At 61.2% G+C, this 23618-nt stretch carries 22 protein-coding genes; 11 read left to right on the top strand and 11 right to left on the bottom strand.

Going from position 1 to position 23618, the window contains the following annotated elements:
• Window positions 1-10: 10 nt before the first annotated feature.
• The 6 genes from ACO08A_RS23855 to ACO08A_RS23830 all read right to left on the bottom strand — a co-directional run bounded on the left by ACO08A_RS23855 (window position 11) and on the right by ACO08A_RS23830 (window position 5059).
• Window positions 11-568 (bottom strand): tetratricopeptide repeat protein, encoded by a 558-nt coding sequence (locus ACO08A_RS23855; protein ID WP_422038383.1) that lies wholly within the window; start codon window positions 566-568, stop codon window positions 11-13.
• 125 nt (window positions 569-693) lie between these two features.
• Window positions 694-1872: a beta-ketothiolase BktB gene (gene bktB, locus ACO08A_RS23850; RefSeq protein WP_422038382.1), complete on the bottom strand. Its 1179-nt coding sequence runs from the start codon at window positions 1870-1872 to the stop codon at window positions 694-696.
• A 139-nt stretch (window positions 1873-2011) separates the two neighbouring features.
• On the bottom strand, window positions 2012-3001 hold the full coding sequence (locus ACO08A_RS23845; RefSeq protein ID WP_422038381.1) for an NADPH:quinone reductase: 990 nt from the start codon (window positions 2999-3001) through the stop codon (window positions 2012-2014).
• 193 nt (window positions 3002-3194) lie between these two features.
• Window positions 3195-3704, bottom strand: a complete 510-nt coding sequence (locus ACO08A_RS23840) for a fasciclin domain-containing protein (protein WP_422038380.1) — start codon at window positions 3702-3704, stop codon at window positions 3195-3197.
• Between the two features lie 201 nt (window positions 3705-3905).
• The gene (locus tag ACO08A_RS23835) at window positions 3906-4568 is read right to left on the bottom strand and encodes an SDR family NAD(P)-dependent oxidoreductase (RefSeq protein ID WP_422038379.1); all 663 of its coding nucleotides are present in this window, start codon (window positions 4566-4568) and stop codon (window positions 3906-3908) included.
• Window positions 4565-5059: a nuclear transport factor 2 family protein gene (locus tag ACO08A_RS23830; protein ID WP_422038378.1), complete on the bottom strand. Its 495-nt coding sequence runs from the start codon at window positions 5057-5059 to the stop codon at window positions 4565-4567. Before ACO08A_RS23830 ends, ACO08A_RS23835 begins: the two co-directional genes overlap by 4 nt.
• A gap of 209 nt (window positions 5060-5268) precedes the next feature.
• On the opposite strand from ACO08A_RS23830, the gene ACO08A_RS23825 reads away from it, so the two are divergent.
• On the top strand, window positions 5269-6165 hold the full coding sequence (locus ACO08A_RS23825) for a LysR family transcriptional regulator (RefSeq protein WP_422038377.1): 897 nt from the start codon (window positions 5269-5271) through the stop codon (window positions 6163-6165).
• Between the two features lie 54 nt (window positions 6166-6219).
• Here ACO08A_RS23825 and ACO08A_RS23820 read toward each other — a convergent pair whose 3' ends face one another.
• Window positions 6220-6606, bottom strand: coding sequence for a Rap1a/Tai family immunity protein (locus ACO08A_RS23820; protein WP_422038376.1), 387 nt, complete (start codon window positions 6604-6606; stop codon window positions 6220-6222).
• A 64-nt stretch (window positions 6607-6670) separates the two neighbouring features.
• Window positions 6671-9016 carry a hypothetical protein gene (locus tag ACO08A_RS23815; protein ID WP_422038375.1) on the bottom strand — a complete coding sequence of 782 codons (2346 nt, stop codon included), beginning with the start codon at window positions 9014-9016 and terminating at the stop codon, window positions 6671-6673.
• A gap of 239 nt (window positions 9017-9255) precedes the next feature.
• On the opposite strand from ACO08A_RS23815, the gene ACO08A_RS23810 reads away from it, so the two are divergent.
• The 5 genes from ACO08A_RS23810 to ACO08A_RS23790 all read left to right on the top strand — a co-directional run bounded on the left by ACO08A_RS23810 (window position 9256) and on the right by ACO08A_RS23790 (window position 15558).
• The gene (locus ACO08A_RS23810) at window positions 9256-10062 is read left to right on the top strand and encodes a Crp/Fnr family transcriptional regulator (protein WP_422038374.1); all 807 of its coding nucleotides are present in this window, start codon (window positions 9256-9258) and stop codon (window positions 10060-10062) included.
• Entirely contained in the window at window positions 10059-12044 is a 1986-nt protein-coding gene (locus tag ACO08A_RS23805; protein WP_422038373.1) for a heme lyase CcmF/NrfE family subunit, read from the top strand. Before ACO08A_RS23810 ends, ACO08A_RS23805 begins: the two co-directional genes overlap by 4 nt.
• Window positions 12045-12053: 9 nt before the next feature.
• On the top strand, window positions 12054-12542 hold the full coding sequence (locus ACO08A_RS23800) for a cytochrome c-type biogenesis protein (RefSeq protein ID WP_422038372.1): 489 nt from the start codon (window positions 12054-12056) through the stop codon (window positions 12540-12542).
• On the top strand, window positions 12539-13966 hold the full coding sequence (gene ccmI, locus ACO08A_RS23795; RefSeq protein ID WP_422038371.1) for a c-type cytochrome biogenesis protein CcmI: 1428 nt from the start codon (window positions 12539-12541) through the stop codon (window positions 13964-13966). The genes ACO08A_RS23800 and ccmI overlap by 4 nt, the downstream gene beginning before the upstream one ends.
• Window positions 13967-14076: 110 nt before the next feature.
• Entirely contained in the window at window positions 14077-15558 is a 1482-nt protein-coding gene (locus ACO08A_RS23790) for a protein adenylyltransferase SelO (protein ID WP_422038370.1), read from the top strand.
• 4 nt (window positions 15559-15562) lie between these two features.
• On the opposite strand, the gene ACO08A_RS23785 is transcribed toward ACO08A_RS23790, so the two are convergent.
• Entirely contained in the window at window positions 15563-16156 is a 594-nt protein-coding gene (locus ACO08A_RS23785; protein ID WP_422038369.1) for a TetR/AcrR family transcriptional regulator, read from the bottom strand.
• Window positions 16157-16265: 109 nt separating this feature from the next.
• Between ACO08A_RS23785 and ACO08A_RS23780 the strand changes: the two genes are divergently transcribed.
• The 5 genes from ACO08A_RS23780 to ACO08A_RS23760 all read left to right on the top strand — a co-directional run bounded on the left by ACO08A_RS23780 (window position 16266) and on the right by ACO08A_RS23760 (window position 22089).
• On the top strand, window positions 16266-16964 hold the full coding sequence (locus ACO08A_RS23780) for a PspA/IM30 family protein (protein ID WP_422038368.1): 699 nt from the start codon (window positions 16266-16268) through the stop codon (window positions 16962-16964).
• A 13-nt stretch (window positions 16965-16977) separates the two neighbouring features.
• Window positions 16978-17259, top strand: a complete 282-nt coding sequence (locus tag ACO08A_RS23775; RefSeq protein WP_319382419.1) for a YiaA/YiaB family inner membrane protein — start codon at window positions 16978-16980, stop codon at window positions 17257-17259.
• A gap of 61 nt (window positions 17260-17320) precedes the next feature.
• Entirely contained in the window at window positions 17321-20740 is a 3420-nt protein-coding gene (locus tag ACO08A_RS23770; RefSeq protein WP_422038366.1) for an acyl-[ACP]--phospholipid O-acyltransferase, read from the top strand.
• Between the two features lie 405 nt (window positions 20741-21145).
• Window positions 21146-21574 (top strand): HIT family protein, encoded by a 429-nt coding sequence (locus ACO08A_RS23765; RefSeq protein ID WP_422038365.1) that lies wholly within the window; start codon window positions 21146-21148, stop codon window positions 21572-21574.
• Between the two features lie 2 nt (window positions 21575-21576).
• Window positions 21577-22089, top strand: coding sequence for a hypothetical protein (locus tag ACO08A_RS23760; protein WP_422038364.1), 513 nt, complete (start codon window positions 21577-21579; stop codon window positions 22087-22089).
• Window positions 22090-22242: 153 nt separating this feature from the next.
• Here ACO08A_RS23760 and ACO08A_RS23755 read toward each other — a convergent pair whose 3' ends face one another.
• Complete coding sequence (locus ACO08A_RS23755) at window positions 22243-22632, bottom strand: nuclear transport factor 2 family protein (protein WP_422038363.1); 390 nt, start codon at window positions 22630-22632, stop codon at window positions 22243-22245.
• 101 nt (window positions 22633-22733) lie between these two features.
• Entirely contained in the window at window positions 22734-23384 is a 651-nt protein-coding gene (locus ACO08A_RS23750; RefSeq protein WP_422038362.1) for a glutathione S-transferase family protein, read from the bottom strand.
• Window positions 23385-23618 lie beyond the last annotated feature (234 nt).

Below are 23618 nucleotides of genomic sequence, written 5' to 3'. Positions count from 1 at the left end.
GCCGGCAGGTTCAGTAAAACGCCGCCCCACCCGTTCTCAGCGACATGAGAAGAGCGCGCTCCGGCCAGGTTTCTCGGCCGCCTCGCAATCGGATTTCGGAGAGTTGCTGTCGCGCCGCCTCAAGTTCTCCTCTTTCGACGAGCCCCATCCCGAGATAAGAGCGCGCCGCGAGATTATCCGGATCAACGGCAAGCGCCCGGTCATAGAAGACGCGCGCCGCCTCCCAGTCTCCGGATTTTCGGGCCAGGAAGCCGCGATAGGTCAAAAGACGCGTTCCCGTCTGGTCCGTCATTGCATCAAGCGCAAGCTCCGCGGCTCCAAGCCTGCCGGCATAGGCAAGTTCCCGTGCCGCCCGGAAACGATCCTGATCGTCTAAGACACGAGCATCCAGTTTCACGCATTTCTTCGACTGTTCATCCCAGGCTTCGCCGTCGGCGCATTCCTTCGAAGTCGGTGTCGGTTCGGGCGGCTTTGTGTCCCATTCGTCCGGATCGACGGCGCCGGCTGAAGTGGTCATGACGCCAAGCATCAGAACGGCAAGCGTCGATTTGATCAGACTGAGTTTCATTGGTGCGACCGGACGGATGTGTTGGAGCCGTGCGCGAGTGTCTGTCCCCGCCAGGTACAAGTCAATCGCCGGTCGCCTGAAACTCGTGGCTCGGTCTCAGGCGCCGTCACCTCGGGGGTCGTACCCTAGACGCGCTCGACAAGGAGCGCGATCCCCTGCCCGCCGCCGATGCACATGGTCGCCGCACCGAGCGTCTTGCCGGTCCGGCCAAGTTCATAAACAAGCTTGGTCATCAGGATTGCCCCTGTCGCGCCGATCGGGTGCCCGAGAGCAACAGCGCCGCCGTTCGGGTTCACTTTTTCGGACGGAAGCCCAAGGAGGTCGTTGACCGCGCAGGCCTGTGCCGCAAAGGCTTCGTTCGATTCAACCACGTCCAGATCATCGGCGCTCACGCCGGCGCGTTTCATCGCAATCTGCATCGCGGGCACCGGGCCGATGCCCATCACCGCCGGATCGACACCGGCAACACCATAGGAGCGGATCCGTGCAAGCGGCTTCAGCCCCAGTTCGGAAGCCTTGTCGGCCGATGCAAGGATGATCGCGGCCGCCCCGTCATTCAGACCGGACGCATTGCCGGCTGTGACCATCCCGTCCTTCTTGAAGACCGGGCGCAAGCCGGACATGTCCTCAAGCTTGGCTTCGTGCCTGACGTGTTCATCCGTATCGAAGACACGTTCCTTGCCGCGCCGTCCGACGGTCAGCGGAACGATCTGGTCCTTGAAATGGCCGTCCTGAATGGCCGCGCTGGCGCGGCGATGGCTTTCAACCGCGAATGCGTCCTGCCGTTCACGGGGTATCTCGTAGCGCTCGGCGACGTTTTCCGCCGTGACACCCATGTGGCCGATGCCGAACGGGTCATGCAACGCACCGATCATCATGTCGACGATCCCGGTGTCGCCCATCTTCTGCCCCCAGCGTGCGCCCGGCAGCTGGTAGCCGGCCCGACTCATGTTTTCCGCCCCGCCCACGAGTGCGGTCTCGCCGTCGCCCATGGAAATAGCCTGCACGGCGGAGACGACGGCCTGCAGCCCGCTGCCGCAAAGCCTGTTCATCGTCAGCGCGGGCGCGTGATCCGGGACCCCTGCCTGGCGCGAGGCAACCCGTGACAGGTACATGTCACGCGGCTCGGTGTGGATCACGTTGCCGAAAAACGCCTGCTCGATCTGATCGGCTTGAATGCCGGCCCGTTCGATAGCAGCCGCCGCGACGCGCGTCGCAAGATCGCAGGGCGGCATGTCCTTGAGTGCTCCGCCGAAACTGCCGACGGCCGTGCGCGCAGCGCTTGCAATCACGATCTCTTTCATGGGTCATATCCTCCGCGTCGAAACCGGGCAGCGCACTCCGGGGCATTGCCGGTTTCAGGTCTGGTTTCGTCTGGCAGATTGCCGCGAACGCAACAGCGAAGCAATTCCGCCAAAAGGTCACTTCGGGCCGCAGCGCCACTCACATCTTGAGCAGAACGGACCCGGACCGGTTTCCGCCCGCAATCATGTCATGCGCCGTTGCGCAATCTTCGAGCGGCAAGACATCGGATATCTGAAAGTTGAGCGCGTTGCGGTTGAGCAGATCCGTGAGGTTGGCGACCGTTGTTTCGCGTTCGGAGGCGGACAGGATGTAGACGAGAACCAGATCGATGGTCACCGCCTTGAACATCAACGGATAAAACGGCAGGACCGGTGTCATGTCCTTCGCCGACCCGAAGGCCGCGATGGTACCGCGTTCGGAAATGATCTTCGTGTTGGTCTCGGCGTTCTTGCCGAATTCCACCTCGACGATCCGGTCGATGGTCTGGCCACCGGTCGCTTCGAGAATGCGGTCTGCCAGACGGTCATCCGTGTAGTCGAACACTTCTTCGGCGCCGGCATTCTTCGCGACGGCGATTGCCTCGTCTCCACGTGCGGTCGACAGCACCCGCGCACCAGACGCCGCGGCCACCTGAATGGCCAGCCGCCCGACGGTTCCCGCGCCGCCGCTGACAAGCACCGTCTGTCCCGCGACGGGCCCGCCGCCCAGGACGGCATGACAGGCCGTGAGACCGGGAATTCCGAGAACGGCACCCTCCTCGAAGGAAACGTGATCCGGCAGCGTCACCGCTTGCTGCGCAGGCAGCGAGATATAGTCCGCCGCCGTGCCGAAGGCTCTCTGCCATTGGCCGTTCCAGATCCAGACGCGGTCCCCGACGCGGTTTGATGGCACTCCCTCGCCGACGGCCTCGATCACGCCGGCGCCATCGCTGTGCGGAATGATCTTCGGGAAAGGCGGTTCCGTCACGCCGGGGCGTCCACCGGCCCTTGCGCGGATGTCCGACGGATTGACCCCGGACATGTGCAGCCGGACCAGAACTTCGCCGGTCGCCGGAGCCGGAACCGGCACATCTTCAAGGGTTAGAACGTCCGTCGCCGGTCCGAACCGGTCGTAGGTGATCGCGCGCATGATTTGTCTCCCGGACAGGCAAGATTCTCTTCTGAACCATTTGTGCGACGCCGGAACCTGATCGGGCAAGACAAAAGACAAACACGCGTAACGCTCACCAAAACAGAAAAGCAGGCTCACCTGGATCCGGTGAGCCTGCTCGGGTGTCTGGAACGATCAGGCTCCTTGAAGCCCTATCCGGCCATGCTTGGCCTTAGTGGCAATCGGGACGCTGACCCGGCAGCAGGACCTTGTCGATCACGTGGATAACGCCGTTATCCGCCTTGATGTCGGCAATGATCACGTTTGCGGTAGACCCGGTGCCGTCAGCAATGTCGACGCCGCTGTTGGAGCGCGTGATGCAGGTGCGCTCGCTGGTCAGGAGCGGCTTGAAGTAGTTCGAACCGACCGGGATCTTGTTGGACGTCAGTTCACGGTCGTCGACATGATACAGAAGAACATTGGTGAGCTGATCCTTGTTTTCCGGCTTCAGCAGCGTCTCGACAGTACCTTCCGGCAGTGCCGCAAACGCGTCATTGACCGGAGCGAATACAGTGAAAGGACCCGGACCTTGCAGTGCGTCAGCCAATCCCGCAGCTTGTACTGCAGCAACCAAAGTACTGAAACGCTCATCACCTGCAGCGATATCTACGATTGTATTTGCGTTTGCCTGACCGGCAAAAAGACACACTGCACCCGCAAGGGCCACAAGGCTCTTTTTCATGACAACTACTCCTGGTTTCGATTGAATTACAGGGACACTACGCCGCATTGACTGGAGCAGATCTTATGGATTTGGAAAAAATCGATATTTATTATTGCCGCAGGGCGCAGTTTGAAACGAACCGGCCCGCTTGGCAGCACCGCAAGCAACACCCTTTCCAGGACCAGGATCCGGTCTCCGGAGGCTTTGTTCTTGCGGCGATCACCAGGCAATATGTTTGCGGTCGCGGAAGAAACCGCCCGTCGGTCCGTCCGCATCGAGCGTTGCCAGCCAGATGGCCGTGTCGGCCCCCTCTTCGGGCGATCTCGACGCGGACGCCCCACCCATGCGCGTGCGCACCCAGCCGGGGCACATCGCGTTCACCTTGACGCTGTCCGGCAAGGTTCTGGCCGAGGCCACGGTCAGGGCATTGAGGGCCGCCTTTGCGACACCGTAACCGGCGGGGCCCGAAACACCGTCGGAAAACGCACCCCAACCGGACGACACGTTGACAATCCTGCCGTAGCCGTTGCGCACCATCGCAGGCGTGAACAGATGCATCAGCAAGTATGGACCGTGCACCATGACGGACATGGATCGTTCGAAGTCCTCCGGATCATCAAGCAGCCGCCCCGCCCCCAGAACGCCGGCATTGTTGACGAGTATGTCGAGCGAACCGATCTCCTCGACAGCGCGCTTGATGCTGTCAGCATCGGCGACGTCGAGCGCGATCGCGTCCGCGTCAAGGTCGCACGCGACTTCAGCCGCTGCGGCCTTGTCGCGTACGCCCAAAAAAACATGACAGCCCCTGGCTGCCAGCCCCCTTGCGATCGCCAGCCCGATGCCGCGATTGGCACCGGTAACAAGTGCGCGTCTTCTCGTCATTGCGCCAGCCTTTCCGGCACGGGAGCCAGCTTGTATTGCGACCAGAAAAACGTGTTTGCCGCGTCCTGATCGGCACTCAGATTGGTGGCTTCGACAATCTTGCCGTTTTCTATCCGGTAGACCAGCGCCCAGGTGGTATCGACATTCGGCTTGCCGTCCGCATTGGACCAGCCCCGGTGAATGTCGACAACGTGCGTTTCGTCTGCACCGAAATAGATGGGCTCTGCCTTGAAACCGGCAACGCCAAGTTGCCCGAAGAAGGCAAGCACTTCATCACGGCCGTTTTTCGTTCCCGACAGCGGGTGGCGCCCCGGTATGTGCCACTTCACATCCGCGTCCATGACAGCGGCAATGCCTTCCAGATCCCCGGCGCCGTATGCGGCGAAGAAATCCTGAACCACCTTGATGTTGTCTTCCGGCGATGCCGCCATAACCTGACCTCCGGCAAGAAGCGCCCCGGCAAAAGCGGCGCATCGAATGACTGTCTTCATCGCTTTTCTCCTTACGGTCCCGGAATTCGGCCGCAAACCAGTTTCCCTCCATATCGGTCCGGCGGGAATTCGGCTCAAGTCGTGCAGGGGCACGGTCCGACGGGACACAAGGCAGACATAGAATATTGTGCACCAGATGATAATTACCCCCGCTTCCACAATATTCATGTATCAAATAGAACAATCAACAAAAGCCAAGGATCAACGTCATGCGTCTGCCGCTCGCGACCCTGGAGGTCTTCACGGCGATTGCAAATCACGGCTCACTGAGGAACGCGGCGCGCGCTCTTGGCCTGAAGCCTTCAACGGTCAGTCATCAGCTTAAGAACCTTGAAGACAGGATCGGGACAGCACTCTTCATCAGGACGACACGCAGCATCAACCTGACGGAGGCGGGCCGCGCCCTCCTGCGCGGCACGTCGCCGGCGTTCGAGCAGATCGCGGAGGCCTTCGAAAGCGCGCGCACGACCGGTCATGCGGCAAGGGGCAGTTTGAAACTCGCGCTGCCCGAATACGCCTACGATCTCGTTGTCGCGGAGTTTTTGCCGTCATTTCGCAGCGCCTATCCCGAAATACACGTCGAACTCTCTCTGGCTGACGCGTTCGAGGACATCTTGGATACCGGCCTGCACGCCGGAATACGGCTCGGCGATTTGATCGCGCAGGATATGATCGCAATCAGATTGACAGATCCACTACGGCTTGCGGTCGTTGGATCGCCCGAATATCTCGAAAAAGTGGGGGTTCCCTGCACACCGGAGGACCTGCTGGTCCATGAATGCATCCGCTACAGGTTTCACAGCTCCGGCGACTTCGCACCGTGGAAAGTCGAGGGACCGGACGGGGCGTCGGATGTCGCGGTTACCGGTTCACTTGTCGTGAATTCACTGTCCGTCGCCGTGGACGCAGCGCGGCGCGGCGAAGGCCTGATTTACCTCTTGCAGGATTATGTCGCGAAAGATGTTCTCGGTGGCAACCTGGTACCGGTTCTTCAGGAATTCATGCCCGACGTGCCCGGTTTTTTTCTGTACTTCCCGCGTGCCTATCGCGAGATGGTGCCGCTGAGACTGTTTGTCGACCACATACGTCAGCACGGCGGCCAGTAGCAAGCGCGGCTTTCCACTTCCGAAAAACCGCGCCGTTGCCGCTCTCTGTTGCATTCAGTTCTTGCAGGGGAAGTCCTGCTTCATGGTTTCCATGAGCGCTTCACCAGCCATCATGGCCTTGCGCTTGGTAAAGTCGCTGTGCACCCAGCGCATGAACGCCCAGCGCACTTCGTCCGGAATGTTCTGTTCCGGCAGACAGATGTCCTTGCCGTCACCGACGGCACCGGTCACCTCCAGAGCATCGACGAAACCGATAATGTACTGTTCGCATTCGATTTCGGCGGCTTGCCCCCAACGCGCATCGTTGTCGGCTTCCTGGCACGGAGACAGAAGTTCTTCGGCGGTGTAGTTCGAGTGGATGAGCAGGACGGACCCCGGGGCCGCTGCTGCGGGTGCAGCCATCAGCGTGGCTGCGATAAGGGAAATTAGGCTGAAACGCATTGGTTCGCTCCAAGGATAAGCCGGACTGTCCCCCGCACGGCCGCGTGCGGGGGACGTGTGCGCATCATTGCGCGCTCTTCTTGTCGGCAAGGGCATGGACGGCCTGGTCCATGACGTCCTGGTGTTCCTCATTGCTGAGGAACGCCGGGCTGTTGACCTTGTTCCACAAGTCCTCGTCCGTCATGTTCTGGTGGCAGCCCATGCACAGGCCCGTGCGCTCCATCTTTTCACGCATGTCCTGCGGCAGCGGACCTGTCAGCGGCCAGTGGGATCCGACGGTGACGAGCTGCTTGCCGTCTTCCGTCACGATCCGGCTGAGGTCATGATCGAGACTCGGCACGGCCTGTGACTGCATCTGTGTCTGGTTCGGGATGATTTCACCCGTCGCCGTTTCCAGATCCACCACGAAGCCCTTTTCATAGCCCTTCATGAACCGGCCGCCCGAGATACCGTAACCCAGTGCCTTCGGGTTGTTGTGGCAGCTTTCGCATGTGCGCGCTTCACGGCCTGCGGTGTGCGGCTGAACGGCAGCATGATCGAGCCCCTTCGTGCCACCGGCATCCGGTGTCATCCAGGTTTCGTTGTGCGCAACCGTGTTGCCGTCCTTGTCGATGACCGTGGTGATCACCTGGCAGCCGGGCATCAGCGGGCTGACGCGGCCTTCCCCGTTGATGCCGAGGGTCGGCTCTTCCCAACGCAGGTAGGAGCGTGTCTCGGCGACCTTGCCGGGGCTGGTCAGGCCATTGGTGCCCATGGCGTTGTCGGCAGTCAGGCCGTTCTCGCCGCGCGAGTTGGCATTGTTGATCCAGTCGACATCGGTCTTGCCTTCAGAATAGTCTACCGTGATATGGCAGCCGTAGCATTGCGGTGCCCAGTCGGCATGGCAGGCATAGCATTCCATGCTTTCCATGTGCTTGCCGACGCTCATCATGGCGACTTCGGCATTCGGCGATTTCCAGTTTCCGTCAAGCGCGAGCTGGCGCAGGACCGGCACCTCGAAGTCGAGACCGGAGGCCGAGTGCAGGATGACCTTGTCACCGCGGCGGATGACGTTGCCGAGCGGGTTGCCGCGCGCACTGAGCAGGTATCCGTCTTCCGGTTCGTAAACTTCCGCCATGTACTGCTCGGCGGTCACGTCGTCGGCCAGGCCGCGCGCCGTATCGCCGATATCGGTGGCGTGTTCTTCCCCGTAGCCAAGCGGCAGTTCCCAGGGAAACTTGGAGACGGTTCCGTGGCAGTCCTCACACTCGATTTCCACCTGGGCCAGGGTCGTGCCCGGCAGGTTGCCGTCACCATGCATATCGATCGAGGTGTGGCAGTCCTGACAGAGCATGCCGCCGGCCGGGTTGCCGTCGCGCGATTCGATGGAATGGTGAAGATCGTCTTTGACATAGACGTAGTTCTTGGTGTGCAGCTTGGGCTGCTTGCCACCTTTCTCGTTATACGGCGATCCGTAGGGAAACTCCATGATGCCCTGGTAGCTCACACCGATCCGCTTGCCGCGGTTATGGCAGGAGTTGCAGGTCTCCGACGGAATGCCCGAATACTCGACCTCACCGACTTTCACCTTCGACTTGCGCGTTCCCTGCATCTGGTGTGTCAGGAGCTTGCCCGGCTGATCCTTGGCGATCGTCGGGTCACCGCCCTCGTAGAAACCGTCATTCGAATAGGGAACGTGGCAGGACGAGCAACCGGCGCCCCGGAAATCACCGCGCTTCTCACGGCCGGTCACGCCGACATGGCACCTCTGGCACTGCTGGCGAGAATAGGTGATACCGGCCAAATTGGGATGCTCGGAAATCGCGTCCACATCCACTTCAGGCACCTGTTCCATAGAACTCGGCATCTGGTCCGGATGGGCCTCGATGAAGGCGACCATGTAGTCCTTGTATGCATCGGTGCCGACGGAGGGGACATTGCCGTCCTCGTCGACCAGGTCATAGTTGCCGTAGACGGAGCGATGCGTATCGATCACGCCCCAGGACCACAGGTTGCCCTGCAACTTGCCGGCTTCCGTGTTCATGAGAGACTTGGTCAGACGCTCGGCATAGCCGTCATGGCACTGTCCGCAGGACTTGTCGGCGATCCAGAGCGCTCCCGGGTCCGGATAGAACGTGTGCGGCCCCCCGGCATCTGCCAGATCGGCCGGAGTGCCCTGGTGAGCTTCCGCAGCAGTCAGCCCCTGTGGGTTGCCGCCATGACAGACCACGCAACCCGCGGGGTCGCCCAGATCGGGACCCATGGCCTCAATGGATTCCATCATCGCACCTGAGGTGAACTTTTCGATCCCTTCATGACAGGACATGCAGCCCTTTTCGGCGGCAACGGCCTGATCGACCGTTTCGGGGACCTCTTGTGCATGGGCCGCTCCGCACAGCAGAAGGCCCAGCGCCAGAATAAATGATCTCACGGACCCGACTCCTTTTGAGCTTAGTCGTAGCCTTGAGACCGTAGGACGGGTCACGGAACCGGTTCCCTGACAATTCGCAGGAAAGGTCGATTACGCGTTTAAAGTTTCAATTGCGAATATTCACAATCACGAAATGATCTAGGTCATGGCCTGTATGAAACGGCTTTTCTACGCTCCCCCCAAGCTGAGTGACAGGGGCCGGTGGGAGAGACCGTGCCGCACTCACGAGCGGGGCGCATATGAACAGTCACGACATCTCCATGGGTGGCAAGCTGGCGTGCAGCGAAGCCATGTGCCGATCAAGACTCTGCCAGCACGTCATGGGTGGCCATCTGGAAAAGAGGCACAAGGTTCTGCAGCGCGGAGACCGGCTCGGTCTGGACGACGGTGCCTGCCGGAAGGTCTGGATCATCCTTCAGGGTATGGCGGCGATCTGCTACGGGCTCGCTGACGGCCGACGGCAGATCCTCGGGCTGGAAACCAGCGGCCACATCATGTGCGGCATGAACAGCAGCGGTCAGAATGGTTCCTGGATCGAAGCCCTGAGCGAAACCGTCCTGTGCGAAATAGACCTGACATGCCTTGGGACAGCCGCATATCCGGGCGGCCCTCGCAGGAATGGGCAACAGCTGATCACCGAACTCTTCGCCGTCATTCATCAGCGGCTGGAAGCCTGCTCTGCCCACCTGGTCACCCTTGGACGGCTCGACAGCACCGAACGCGTAACGCTGTTCCTTGTCGACATGGCTAGCCGCATCGGCCGTCCCGTCGGGCAATCGCTCTATTTCGAACTGCCCATGACGCGCGAGGACATTGCCGACTATCTGGGTCTGAACACGGAGACCATCAGCCGTGTGTTCTCCCGCCTGAAGAAGAGCAGACTGGTTCAGTTTCCGTCCCGCAGCGCGATCGCCATTCCCGATCCGAAAGCGCTCGAACGCCGTTTGCCGGTCGACATCCCGGATTTTTCATCAACGAGCCACGTCAGCAACTTCCTGTCTGCGGTCAATGCGCCTCAACCCGCGCGCGATGGAGCACTCACATGATCATCGAATTCGGACATTTCTGTCTCGTTCTGGCGCTGATCGTGGCGGTCTTGCAATCCGTCGTGCCGCTCTGGGGTGTCAGGACCGACAATGCCGCGGCCATGCGCTTTGCGGACCACGCGGCCGAAATCCAGTTCCTGGCAACGGCAACAGCCTTTGCCGTGCTGACATACGCCTATGTCGTCTCCGACTTTTCGGTGCTGAACGTCGCCCTGAACAGTCACTCGGCCAAGCCCATGCTGTACAAGGTGACGGGCGTCTGGGCGAACCACGAAGGTTCGATGCTGCTCTGGGTCCTGATCCTGACGCTCTTCAGCGTCCTGATCGCCTTCTTCGGCAAGGCCATCCCGGTCAGCGTGCGTTCCATCGTCCTGGCAGTGCAGGCCATGATCGGTGTCGGATTTCTGGCCTTTATCCTGCTGACATCCAATCCGTTCGAACGCATTGCCAATCCGCCCCTTGACGGTCAGGGCATGAACCCGCTGCTGCAGGACCCGGGCGTCGCCTTTCATCCGCCCCTGCTCTATCTCGGCTATGTCGGCTTTTCGACGGCGTTCTCCTTCGCGATTGCCGCGCTCGTGCGCGGTCAGGTCGATCCGAGCTGGGCGCGCTGGATGAGGCCCTGGATTCTCCTCGCCTGGTCCGGATTGACAGCGGGCATCGCGCTTGGCAGCTGGTGGGCCTATTACGAGCTCGGCTGGGGCGGTTTCTGGTTCTGGGATCCGGTCGAAAACGCATCGTTCATGCCCTGGCTGCTCGGAACCGCCCTGCTGCATTCGGCAATCGTCGTCGAAAAGCGCGCTGCGCTTTTGAGCTGGACAATTCTCCTTGCCATCCTGACCTTCGCCCTCAGCCTGATCGGTACCTTCCTGGTGCGTTCGGGGATCCTGTCCTCGGTACATGCCTTCGCCAACGATCCCGAGCGCGGGGTCTTTATCCTGTTTCTTCTGGCCCTTGCCATCGGTGGCGCACTCACGCTGTTTGCCATCCGGGCCTCGGAGATCAGGGAGGGTGGAACCTTCGCGACCGTTTCGCGCGAAACCGGGCTGCTCATGAACAATGTCCTCCTGAGCGCCTGCACGGTGACGGTCTTTGTCGGCACGCTGTTCCCGCTCTTCCTGGACGTGGCGACCGGTGACAAGATCACGGTCGGTGCTCCCTACTTCAACCGGACGTTCCTGCCGATATTCGCCGGTGTCGTCCTTCTTGCGGCGATCGGCCCGTTCCTCTCCTGGAAGCGCGCCAATGTCCGCAGACTGCGCAAGGACGTCCTGGTTACGAGCCTGGTCACCGCCCTTGTCGGTATCATGCTGCTCATGCTGTTCGGAGCGCCCGATCCGGTCAGCGTTTTCGGTGTTGCCATCGCGATCTTCCTGGGTGTTGCGACCCTCTTTGATCTTGCCAGGCGAGCCGGAGCCGGAACGGCCAGGTGGTCCAGCATCCCCCGCCGGCTTGCAGGCCTGCCCCTGTCCGCATGGGGCCTTTGCCTGGGACATCTCGGTCTAGCTGTCGCCTCTGCCGGTGTGGTCGCTGCCTCTCTGTGGAGCATCGAGGAAATTCAGACCGTGACACCGGGCGTTCCGGTTGACGTCGGCTCCTATCAGTACACGCTTGCCGGGGTGGAAAACGGCATGGGACCGAACTACCGCACCTCCGTTGCAACAGTGACGGTCACCAGAAACGGCCAGGAAGTCACCACCCTTCATCCGGAGCGCCGCTGGTACCCGGTGGAGCAGAAACCGACCACGGAAGCCGGCATTGAGACGCGCTGGCATGGCGATTTCTATGCCGTACTGGGCGATCCGGCCGCAAACGGCCAGTTCGTGACCCGCTTCTACTACAATCCCGGGGTTCCCTGGATGTGGCTGGGCGCGTTCCTGATTTCGATATCCGGTCTTGTTTCCCTGGCCGACCGGCGGCTGCGCCTTGGGGTTCCGACACCCTCGCGCAAGGCGTCCCTGCACCCCCAACCGGCGGAATAGGAGGTTGTGATGCGCACTCTGTTCGGGTCATTCCTTGCCGGATTGCTGTCGATCCTGGCCATACTCACAATGCTGTCCGGTCCGGCCCTGGCGGTCGATGGCGACGAGATGTTCGCCGATCCGGTCAGGGAAGCACGCGCGCGGGATGTCGGACGCCAGCTGCGATGCCTCGTCTGCCAGAACCAGTCGATTTTCGATTCCAATTCGGGCCTTGCCAAGGATCTGCGGGTTCTGGTCAGGACGCGCATGACCGAGGGCGACTCGGATGCCGAAATCCTCTCCTATATCGCCGACCGCTACGGCGACTACGTGCTGCTGCAGCCGAGATTCTCGATCGGTAACGCCATTCTCTGGGCCGCGCCCATCCTGGCCCTGCTGTTCGGACTCGGCGCGATGCTGCTTTACCTGAAGTCGCGCAGCACGGGCCGCCCGGACATCTCCTTGACTGAAAACGAGCGCGAAGCCGCGCGCAAACTTCTGCAGGAAGGACGGCCATGACCATGTTCTGGATACTCTCTTCAACCGCTCTTTTTCTGTGCGCTGCGTGGCTGGCCTATCCCTTCCTGCGGAGAACGGAGATAGAGCGCGATGAAACCGACGCGGCGCTCTCCATCTACCGGGACCAGGCCGACGAAATCCGGCGCGACCTGGAGGCCGATCTGATTTCAAAACAGGAATTCGATGCCGCCCAGCGCGAGATCGAGGCCCGGGCGCTGAAAGCCGCGCGCCATTCGGTGGGCGGCATGTCAGTCACCCGCAGATCCCCTCTGACAGCAGGTGTCGTTGTTGCCACGCTCATTGTCGGCTCTGCAGCCGGTTATGCCTGGCTCGGCACGGCAGGAGCCGGGGACCGTCCGCTGGCTGCCCGCAAAACGGAGGCACTTGTGCAAAAGGCGCAAGCCGGAGATATCGGCAGCCGGATCGAGCTCCTCGTCGAAACGGTGCAGAAACATCCGGACTCCTTCGAAGACTGGTGGTTGCTGGCAAGGAGCTACGCGGCGACCGGCGACAATGCCTCCGCCGCCGATGCCTACCGCCGGGCCGCGGAGCTTTCCGGAAATGATCCGGGTGTCCTGTCCGCCTACGCGGAGGCCATGACGCTTGCGAACGGCAACAAGGTGCCCCAGGCGGCCAGGATCCTGTTTCAGCAGATCCGCGCCGAAACGGGCGATCCGCGTGCACGCTACTACCTGGCGCTCGCCAAGGCACAGGCGCAGGACTTTGACGGTGCGCTTCAGGACTGGGCAGCGCTCGCTGCCGAATCCGATCCCAATGCCCCCTGGATGCCGCTCGTGCGGCGAGACATCGTCAACATGGCCCGCTTTACCGAGCGCGATGTTTCGGAGTACCTGCCGGACGCCAGCCGTGCGGAGCTCAACAAGGCGGCCGGAAAACAGACCGACGCCGACCAGTTCGCGCTTCTGCGCCGGGCCGACACATTGGATAAACAGCTGGAGAATGATCCCTCGGATTACAAAGGGTGGCAGGAACTCGCCGGGATCCGGGCTGCGCTCGGCGATACGCAGAAAGCCAAGGCTGCTCTTGAAGCCGCCAGAGACCGCTTTGCCGCGGCCCCTTTCATCCTGTCGAAACTCGATGCGACTGCGGCTGACCTGGGTCTGGATCTGGTTCCAAGCTCCAGCACCACCAACGGACCCAGCCAGGAGGACATCGCGGCAGCCCAGGAGATGTCCGCCGAAGATCAAGCCCGGATGATCGAGGGCATGGTTGCCGGTCTTGCGGCCAAGCTGGACGACAATCCCGACAATCCGGACGGTTGGGTGATGCTCGTGCGCTCCTATTCCCACCTGGGAGAAACGGGCAAGGCCGCAGACGCAATGGCAAGGGCAAGTGCGCACTATTCGGACAATCCCGAGATCCTGGCAAAGATCCGGGAGAACGTTGCCAGTCTCGAGCAATAGATCTGCGGCCTGATACGCGGATCGACAGACCGGTCTCGGAAACGGGATCGGTTTGCCTATATATAGGTCCAACCAGCGCGCACCGCGCCGCCCACAATTCGGACCTCGTGATGAACGCCAATCCGCCGCTCTTTCAATTCGACAACACCTACGCCCGCGAACTTGAGGGGTTTTATGTCGCCTGGGAAGGCGCGAAAGTCCCGGAGCCTCACATCGCGCTGTTCAACTCGGAACTCGCACAGGAGCTCGGGCTGGATGCGAAGTCCCTCGACACGCCCTATGGCGCAAGGATCTTTGCGGGCATCGAAAGCCCGGAAGGTGCGTCCCCGCTTGCCCAGGTTTATGCCGGTCACCAGTTCGGCGGATTTTCACCCCAGCTCGGCGATGGACGGGCCCTCCTGCTCGGCGAAGTCATTGACCGAGACGGCAACCGGCGCGACATCCAGCTGAAGGGGTCCGGTCCGACCCCGTTTTCGCGCGGCGGCGACGGCAAGGCGGTCGTCGGCCCGGTGCTGCGCGAATACATCATCGGCGAGGCCATGCACGCGCTCGGCATTCCGACGACCCGGGCGCTTGCCGCCGTGACAACGGGAGAAACGATCTACCGGGAAGGTCCGAAGCCGGGAGCCGTCCTGACACGCGTTGCCAGCAGTCACCTGCGCGTCGGCACGTTTCAGTTCTTCGCGGCCCGTGGCGAGACCGACAAGGTGCGCCAGCTTGCCGATTATGCCATTGCCCGTCACGATCCGGACTTGGCGGGAACGGACGACCGCTACCTGAAACTCTTTTCCGGTGTCATGCAGCGTCAGGCCGACCTGATCGCGCGCTGGGTCCTGGTCGGCTTCGTTCACGGCGTCATGAACACGGACAACACGACAATCTCCGGAGAGACGATCGACTACGGCCCCTGTGCCTTCATCGATGCCTACGACCCGGCGGCCGTGTTCAGTTCGATCGACCATGGCGGACGCTACGCCTTTGGCCGGCAGCCGGTGATCGCGCAATGGAACCTTGCGCGTCTCGCCGAGGCCCTGCTCGCCCTGATCGATCCGGACGATCTGGACAAGGCCGTCGAACGGGTCAGCGAAGAACTCGGTCGTTTTCCGGACCTGTTCAAAACGGCGTGGCTGACCGGAATGCGCGCCAAGCTCGGCCTGCGCACCGAGGCCGAAGGCGATCAGGATCTGGCAGACGCGCTTTTGGCGCAAATGCAGGAACACGGGATCGACTACACCCGGTTCTTCCGCAAGCTCTCCGACGCTGCCGCCGGTGAAACCAAACCGGTCCTTGGCCTGTTCCGGTCAGAAAACGGCATGGAAGCCTGGCTTTCCCGTTGGCATCAGAGACTTGATCTTGAAGCGGGCAGCCCCGCAGACACAAGGCAGCGGATGAACAGCGTGAATCCGGTCTACATCCCCCGCAACCACAAGGTTGAGGAAGCGCTCGTTTCGGCGGAGGCCGGAGATTTTGACCCTGTTCATAAGCTGCTGGGCGTGCTCGCCGATCCTTTTGCCGAGCGCGATGGACTGAGTGCCTATGCCGGCCCGGCGCCGGCAGAACTCGGCCCCTACCGCACATTTTGCGGGACCTGACCAATCAGCTTCGGCCTGCCAGCCGTTCGACAAGAAACATCATCTCCTTGTCCAGCGTGTCTTCCGTGAGGCCGACAAACCGGTCTTCGAGACTGATCGCAACGAGGCCATGAAGAGCCGCGAAACAGGTCCGCGTGCGCGCGGCGAGTGCGTCATCATCGAGACCGGCTTCCAGCTGCTGCAGGGGTCTGGCAATGAAGGCAAGAAGATCGACGAGTTCCTGGACATGGATCTCCGGGGTCGGTACGCCTTCCGCCATCTTGAGTGCAAACAGCGTGCGCCACAGGTTACGATGCTCCTGCGCAAAGGCCAGATAGGCGCGCGCCAGCGCCTTCAACTGCCCAAGCGGATCTGAGACCCCCTCCACGGCCGCTGCCATCGCCGCCTTGATCCGCGCCAGGGTGACTGTATCGACAGCGGTTACCAGAGCGTCCTGGTCCTCGTAGTGCTTGTAGACCGAGCCGACCGAGTACCCAGCGTCCGCCGCAATCTTGCGGATCTGCACCGCCTCCAGCCCCCCTGCCTCGACGGCCTTGACCGCGGCTTCCAGAACCCGCCGCTGCGTCTCCTCGCTCTTAGCCTTTTGAATGCCGGCCATTAACCACGTCCTTCGCTTAAAAGTGAACTCAGTTCATTTTTTTCTTGACCTACCCTGACTCGTATGGTTTTGTCAAATAGTGAACAACGTTCATTTTTTAGGAGACACCATGCTCGAACCGCTAATCAGCCAATTGAAGGCCCTGTTTGCAGGCACCGGCTTCGCGCCGCGTGACGGCAGATCCCTGCAGGACCTGGATGCCAGTATTCGCAGCGCGGCCTTCGCCGTCCGCACCGCCCAGGCTGCCCTTGCCAAGGCGAAGGCCGAACAGGCAATGGACCGCAAGCGTCTGAGACAATTGAACGGTGCGATTGAGGACCTGGAAAACCGCGCACGCAACGCCCTTCTGAAAGGTGCCGAACAGCTTGCGCGGGAGGCTGCGGAAGCCATCGCCGTTCAGGAAGACGAAAAGGCCGCGCTTGAAGCCTCGATCACTTCCTTCGACCAGGATCTTCTGTCCCTGACCGACCAGTTGCACCGGACGCAGGCCAGATTGCGCGCGCTGAAGCGCGGCGAACGTACCGCCGAAGTCCGCGAGCAGATTCACAAGGCGCATTCCCTTGGCACCGGCGCAGGACAATCGGCGCTCAGCCGCGCCGAGGAACAGCTGGAAGTGATCTCCGAACACCAGGAGCGCAACCAGCTTGCAGACCGGGAATTCGCTGAGCTTTGCCCTGCGGAGAAACCGGGCGCCCTGATCGAAAAGCTCGCGGATGCGGGTTGCGGCGCGCCGGTCAGAACCCAGGCCGAGGACGTCCTCGCCCGGCTGAAAGCCGACATGCCCCTGATGATTCAAAACCAGCACTGAGAAAGGACACACCATGCAGGACACGCAGATCAAACAATCCAGCAACTGGATGATTTTCACGGCCGTCAGCTTCAGCGTTGCGGCCATCATGATGGCGCTCGGTATCTACAATCTGGAGGCCAGTTTTTCCGCCAAGGGGTTCTACGCCATGGCCTCCCTCATGCTGGTGCACACGACCGTGACCCTGACCAAGACACTCCGGGACCGGGACGAAGCGGAGAAACTGCACAACAGGCTCGAAGACGCCAAGACTGAGAAACTGCTGATGGACATCAGCAGGCCGGATCAGGACTGACCCTGAAAGCCAATGCGGGCGGCCGGACCGGCCGCCCCCGCCACCGGAGAGAACAACAGACATGCGCACACCCCTGATCACGTCTAAGCGGTTCGCCCCGCTCTTCTGGACCCAGTTCCTGTCCGCGTTCAACGACAACTTCCTGAAGAACACAATGGTATTCCTGGTGTTGTTTCAGGTCGTTGCAACAGGCAGTGACACCGGCAACACCGGCGCTCTGATTGCACTGGCCGGCGCGGTTTTCATCGCACCCTTCCTGTTCCTGTCGGCCCTTGGCGGCGAATTGGCCGACAAATACGACAAGTCCATTCTGGCCCGTCGGACGAAGGCCATCGAAATTGCCGGCGCGGGCATTGCCGTTGTCGGCATGCTGACGGCTTCGTTGCCCGTCCTCTTCGCCGCCCTGTTTCTCTTCGGAGCCATGTCCGCACTCTTCAGTCCGGTCAAATACGGGCTGTTGCCGGAACATCTGGAGACCGATGAACTGCCGCGCGCGAACGCCTGGATCGAAGCCGGGACTTTCCTGGCCATTCTCACCGGGACGATTTCCGCAGGGCTTGTGTTCACCGCCGGCGCCCCGTCGCTGATCTTCGCACCTGCCATGCTTGTCCTTGCTTTCGCCTGCTACGGCATGAGCCGGCAGATCCCGCGCTCGGCCGCGGCGTCCCCCGATCTGAAGGTGGATTGGAACCTATTCACCTCCACCTGGCGCATCCTCGGCGACCTGGCCGGCAACAGGCAGCTGTTCAAGGTGGCCCTGATGAATGCCTGGTTCTGGCTGGTCGGCTCGATCGTCCTCGCCATGCTGCCCTTGATCGTCAAGGAGGTCCTGGGCGGCGACGAAAACGCCGTCACCTATTTCCTGACTGTTTTTGCCGTTTCCATCGGTATCGGCTCAGCACTCGCCGCATGGCTGTCCGCAGGCCGCGTGGTGCTCCTTCCGGCACCGGTCGGCACCTTGCTGATCGCCCTGTTCAGCGCTGACATTGCATGGACCCTCTCGTCGCTGCCTGAAGCTGCGCCCGCAGCAGGCCTGCTTGAACTTCTGGGCCGCGAGGGCACCCTGCGGCTGACGGTCGACATGGCAGGTCTGGCAATCGCCGGCGCACTGCTGGTAGTCCCGACCTTCACGGCCCTGCAGACCTGGGCGAAGCCGGAGACCCGTGCGCGCCGCATTGCCGGCTCCAATGCCCTCGGCGCAGCCCTCATGGCGCTGGGAGGCATCATGCTGGCGGCAGCCCAGAGGGCCGGTGTCTCGGTTTCAGCAATCATGGCAATGCTCAGCGGTCTGAACGCAATGGTCGCCGTGGTCATGCTGAAGGCGCTGCCAACCAACCCGATGCGTGACGCGATTTCCATTCTCTATCGCGCCATCTTCCGCGTCGATATCAAGGGATTGGAAAACCTCGAGAAGGCGGGCGACGCCCCCATCCTGGCGCTCAACCACGTGTCCTATCTGGACGCGGGTCTCGCGCTGACGCTGACGGATCGCAGCCCGACCTTCGCCATCGACTACAACATCGCGCAGCGCTGGTGGGTGCGCCCGTTCCTGACCCTGGCGAACGCTCTGCCGGTCAACCCGGCCAAACCGCTTGCCACACGGTCGCTGATCAAGGTGGTGAAGTCCGGGGAACCCATGGTGATCTTTCCCGAAGGCCGCCTGACCGTCACCGGATCGCTGATGAAGGTCTATGACGGCGCCGCCATGGTCGCCGACAAGACCGGTGCGATGATCGTTCCGATCCGCATCGACGGTCTTGAAAAGACGCCCTTTTCCTATCTCAACCCGAACCAGATCCGCAAACGCTTGTTTCCCAAAGTAAAGGTGACCATCATGGAACCCAAACGTCTGGAATTGCCGGAAGACCTGAAGGGGCGCAAACGCCGTGCCGCTGCAGGCAGCTCTCTCTATCAGATCATGTCAGAGTTGATGTTCGAAACCAGCCTTGCAGCAGACAAGACCATTGTGGATCAGGTGATTGCCACCGCAAAGGAACGCGGCGGCTCGCAAACCGCTCTGGAAGATCCGCTGTCGGGCCCCTTGAGCTACGGCAAGCTGCTGACCGGGGTCTCCGTCCTCGGCCGCAAGATCATGGCGCACACCAAAGGCGAAGAGACTGTCGGCATCATGCTGCCCAACGCCAACGGTTCGGCAGTCACCGTTCTGGCCACCATGTCCGCGGGCAAGGTGCCGGCCATGCTGAACTTCACCGCTGGTCCGGAAAGTGTGCTATCGGCCTGCCGCACGGCCAATGTCAGGACCGTGCTGACGTCGCGCACCTTCGTCCGACAGGCGAAACTGGAGGATCTGACCGAAAAGCTGGCACCGCACGTGAACCTCATCTGGCTGGACGAATTGCGCAAGGAGATCGGGCTGTTCGAAAAGCTGCGCGGTGCGCTGACCCGCAACCGTCCCCTGGTGGAGCGGAGCAGCAGCGACACGGCCGTCATTCTGTTCACCTCCGGGTCCGAAGGAACGCCGAAGGGCGTGGTGCTGACACACCGGAACATTCTGGCCAACGCTAACCAAGCCGCTTCGCGGATCGACTTTTCCGCCTCCGACAAGGTGTTCAACGTGCTGCCGATGTTCCACTCCTTTGGTCTGACAGCCGGCACGATCCTGCCGCTCGTCTCCGGTGTGCCGACATTCCTCTATCCGTCTCCCCTGCACTACCGGATCATTCCGGAGCTGATCTACAGCTCCAATGCAACGATCCTGTTCGGCACGGACACGTTCCTGAACGGCTATGCGCGCGTGGCGCATGCCTATGACTTCCGCTCCCTGCGCTATTGCTTTGCAGGCGCGGAGCCGGTGAAGCAGTCCACCCGCCAGATCTACATGGACCGCTTCGGCGTCCGCGTTCTGGAAGGTTACGGCGTCACCGAAACCGCACCGGTCATTGCCCTGAACACGCCGATGTTCAGCAAGCCGGGCACGGTCGGCAAACTCATGCCTGGCATGCAGGCACGCCTGGAGCCCGTGCCGGGTGTCGAGGACGGCGGACGGCTGCTTGTTTCCGGCCCGAACGTGATGGTCGGCTATCTGAAGGCGGAGAAGCCCGGCGAAATCCAGCCGCTCGCCGACGGCTGGCATGACACGGGCGACATCGTCGCCATTGACGAGGAAGGCTACATCACCATCAAGGGACGGGCAAAACGCTTCGCCAAGATCGGCGGCGAAATGGTCTCGCTGGCAGCCGTCGAGGCGGTCGCCGCCCAGGTCTGGCCGGACAACCTTTCAGCCGTTGCCGCCGTGAAGGATCCGCGCAAGGGCGAGAAGCTGGTTCTGATCACCGACTGCCCCGACGCGACAAGGGACGATTTCCTCAAGGTCGCAAAGGCGCGCGGCGCGCAGGACCTGATGATCCCGGCAGAAGTTCGCACGGTCGATGCGGTTCCCCTGCTCGGCACGGGCAAGATCGACTTTGGCGGTGTCACGAAACTGGTCACCGGTGAAGGAACCGTCCCCGACGCCGCCTGACCGGCGCCGACGCAGCAAGCCAGTGTGTCCCGGGAACAGCCGGGACATACGGCTCTTGCCCCGCCGGGGGAACTGAGACTAGGGTACGGACTCATAATTGAAGTCAATTTGGTTTGGATCGTTTTGACCAGCTGCGAGGAGCGGAAGCGCAGGAAATGTGGTTCATTTTCAAGCCTTTCGCGACGCTGCAGATAGCCGAAACGGCCAAATCCCAAGGACGGCAAAATGGCTTTACCTCGCAGCGTCACCGCGCTTGACCGGGCATGAAGCCCGCTCTGCGTACGCTTCCTCGCGAGATCTTGCCATTTCTGCCGCCAAATGGGCTTCAATTATGAATCCGTACCCTAATCTCCACCAGCGGTGGCCGGCACCGTTCGATTGATTTCAAAACAGGATTTGTCCCGAATGACCACCCCCGCCTATGACGACCAGAACGTGTTTGCCAAGATCCTGCGGGGCGAACTTCCGAGCCACAAGATCTACGAGGACGAAAAGACCCTCGTGATCATGGACATCATGCCGCGCGGCGACGGACACATCCTGGTCATCCCCAAGGCCGCATCGCGCAACATCCTGGATATCGAACCGGACGACCTGAACGCGGTCATGGCAACGGTCCAGAAGATGGCGCGCACGGTCATCGAGGCCTTCGGCGCGGATGGCACGACCATCCAGCAGTTCTCGGAACCCGCCGGCGGACAGGTCGTCTTTCATACCCATGTCCACATCATCCCGCGCTTTGACGGTGTTTCGCTCAGACCGCATACCGGCGAGATGGCCGACAACGACACGCTTGCCGCCAACGCGGAAAAGATCCGCGCGGTCCTCGCCTGAGCGTGTCGCGCTCCGGCGAAACGATCCGGCTGTTCACCTTTCAGCGGACGCCGGTTCTGGACCTTTTTGACGCCGATGGATGCTACCGCCCGACCTGGCAAGGAACCGGTATCGCCGGCAGGCTCAGAATTGCGTATGAATTTGTCGGCAGACACATGTGCGAGATCGGCCTGTCGGACAGCCTGACGCCGCCTGTCTGGACGTTCGAAGCAGACCCCGGCGAACTCGACCTGTTCGCGACGATGCTATTGTCCGATCACGAACTTTCGCAATCCGATTATGTCACGCTGGAGCTGAGCGTTCCTGAGAACCTGATCCTGCGCACCTCCTACGGTGCGTGGTGCGAGCTCTATTTCTCCTGTCTCGAGACCGGACGGATCGAAGACGACGGCAAATGGCTGGCTTGCAGTCCGGTCGATGAATATCCATCGCACACGACGCAGGCCATCCTGCCATTTGTTCTGAAAAAATGGATCTTGAGCGTCGAGTCGCTGAAGGTTCCGCCGCTTGATTGATATGTTAAATTTAAGTGGTTTATTAATAAATGTACCGTAACGTTAATTAGCGATCCCCAAAATCGCTTCGCAACCTCGTGAGCGTTTCTCCGTGTACCCTATCCACGTTCACGAGGTTGCATCTTCCCTTACTTCCAACCTCAAGTGAACTGCTCATCTCGCCCGGGCTGCCGCCGCGGTGTCGTGGTACTCGTGCAGTTCCACAACACGGTCGTCTTTCACGGTGAAGAACAGCGCCAACTCCGTTTCACGGGAGACGCCGGTGTGGCGGCTCGTCATCTTCACACTGATCTGCGTTGCCGCCCGATCGCCTGAAACGATGATGTCCGTCAGACGGTATTCATCGATCTGCCAGTCCGCCTGTATCTGCCCGATGGTATTCCAGAAAGCGTTCTTGCCGGTGCAATCGGCGCAATAGGGACCGGTTTCCACATCGGCGTGAATGCGATACCGGATGTCATCGTGCAGAAGCGAGGAGACGGTTTCGGCATCTCCGCGGTTGTAGCACTCGATCGCCGTGCGAACGACTTCTTCGGTTGTCATGGATATGCCCCCACTTGGTTTCAACGCAACCATCATGCCATGCAAGGTTGAAATTTCGAAGACCAAACGAGTTTGCCGTCAAAGCCGTCCAGGCACATTTGCTAGGAAACACCGGCCGCCTTGGCCGCCTCTTCCTGTTCTCTGGCCAGGTTCTGGTCCTCCTGCAGTACCTTCACGGCGGCCGGCCGCTCGAAGAAACTCGCCGTATAGTCCTTGAACTCGCCGAACTCCGGCACGATGCCGAACACCATGCCCCATCGAAGCCCCATGGCCCAGAGAACATCCAGCGCGGTCAGACTGTCGCCCAGGACATAGGGTCCTTTCGACAGTTGCTCGCGCATGTTTTCCATCACCGTGTCGAAACTCCCGTATGGCGACATCGATTGCGGCGGCTCTTCCCGCTTCAGCGCCCGATCAACCAGCGCGGGCTCGAAGCAGGACGCCATGTAGACGAACCAGCGCAGGTATGGACCCCGGAGCGGATCATCAACGGCCGGGGTCAATCCCCTTTCCGGGAAGAGATCTGCAAGATAGATGTAGATGGCCACCTGCTCGGTGACCACGGTGTCGCCGTGGCGCACAGCCGGAACCTTTCCGGCCGGGTTGATCGCCAGGAAATCGGGTTTCCTGTTCTCTCCCAGCTTGAAATTCAGGACATTGAGGATGTAGGGCGCGCCCAGTTCTTCGAGCAGGACACGCACACCCGTCGCGCGGGTCTGCGGGGCATAAAAGAGTTCCACTTGCTGTGACATGTCGCGCTCCTGGTCCCGGTACTCTAGGGTACGGACTCATAAATGAAGTCAATTTGGTTTGGATCGTTTTGACCAGCTGCGAGAAGCGGAAGCGCAGGAAATGTGGTTCATTTTCAAGCCTTTCGCGACGCGGCAGATGGCCAAAACGGTCAAATCCGAAGGACGGCAAAATGGCTTCACCCCGCGGCGTCACCGCGCTTGACCGGACATAAAGCCCGCTCTGCGCACACTTTC

Origin of the sequence: Roseibium sp. (assembly GCF_965232425.1) — a bacterium.
Taxonomy (GTDB): Bacteria; Pseudomonadota; Alphaproteobacteria; order Rhizobiales; family Stappiaceae; genus Roseibium.
Note: the sequence above shows the minus strand (reverse complement) of the source record. Positions and strands in the feature narration are given on the sequence as shown.

Coding starts and splice junctions, on each gene's coding strand:
- ACO08A_RS23755 (WP_422038363.1), bottom strand. CDS start 22,632: ATGACAACCGAAGAAGTCGTTCGCACGGCGATCGAGTGCTACAACCGC.
- ACO08A_RS23800 (WP_422038372.1), top strand. CDS start 12,054: ATGCGCACTCTGTTCGGGTCATTCCTTGCCGGATTGCTGTCGATCCTG.
- ACO08A_RS23855 (WP_422038383.1), bottom strand. CDS start 568: ATGAAACTCAGTCTGATCAAATCGACGCTTGCCGTTCTGATGCTTGGC.
- ACO08A_RS23825 (WP_422038377.1), top strand. CDS start 5,269: ATGCGTCTGCCGCTCGCGACCCTGGAGGTCTTCACGGCGATTGCAAAT.
- bktB (WP_422038382.1), bottom strand. CDS start 1,872: ATGAAAGAGATCGTGATTGCAAGCGCTGCGCGCACGGCCGTCGGCAGT.
- ACO08A_RS23805 (WP_422038373.1), top strand. CDS start 10,059: ATGATCATCGAATTCGGACATTTCTGTCTCGTTCTGGCGCTGATCGTG.
- ACO08A_RS23840 (WP_422038380.1), bottom strand. CDS start 3,704: ATGAAAAAGAGCCTTGTGGCCCTTGCGGGTGCAGTGTGTCTTTTTGCC.
- ACO08A_RS23820 (WP_422038376.1), bottom strand. CDS start 6,606: ATGCGTTTCAGCCTAATTTCCCTTATCGCAGCCACGCTGATGGCTGCA.
- ACO08A_RS23775 (WP_319382419.1), top strand. CDS start 16,978: ATGCAGGACACGCAGATCAAACAATCCAGCAACTGGATGATTTTCACG.
- ACO08A_RS23780 (WP_422038368.1), top strand. CDS start 16,266: ATGCTCGAACCGCTAATCAGCCAATTGAAGGCCCTGTTTGCAGGCACC.
- ACO08A_RS23790 (WP_422038370.1), top strand. CDS start 14,077: ATGAACGCCAATCCGCCGCTCTTTCAATTCGACAACACCTACGCCCGC.
- ACO08A_RS23835 (WP_422038379.1), bottom strand. CDS start 4,568: ATGACGAGAAGACGCGCACTTGTTACCGGTGCCAATCGCGGCATCGGG.
- ccmI (WP_422038371.1), top strand. CDS start 12,539: ATGACCATGTTCTGGATACTCTCTTCAACCGCTCTTTTTCTGTGCGCT.
- ACO08A_RS23845 (WP_422038381.1), bottom strand. CDS start 3,001: ATGCGCGCGATCACCTACGACCGGTTCGGACCGGCGACGGACGTTCTA.
- ACO08A_RS23770 (WP_422038366.1), top strand. CDS start 17,321: ATGCGCACACCCCTGATCACGTCTAAGCGGTTCGCCCCGCTCTTCTGG.
- ACO08A_RS23830 (WP_422038378.1), bottom strand. CDS start 5,059: ATGAAGACAGTCATTCGATGCGCCGCTTTTGCCGGGGCGCTTCTTGCC.
- ACO08A_RS23765 (WP_422038365.1), top strand. CDS start 21,146: ATGACCACCCCCGCCTATGACGACCAGAACGTGTTTGCCAAGATCCTG.
- ACO08A_RS23810 (WP_422038374.1), top strand. CDS start 9,256: ATGAACAGTCACGACATCTCCATGGGTGGCAAGCTGGCGTGCAGCGAA.
- ACO08A_RS23785 (WP_422038369.1), bottom strand. CDS start 16,156: ATGGCCGGCATTCAAAAGGCTAAGAGCGAGGAGACGCAGCGGCGGGTT.
- ACO08A_RS23750 (WP_422038362.1), bottom strand. CDS start 23,384: ATGTCACAGCAAGTGGAACTCTTTTATGCCCCGCAGACCCGCGCGACG.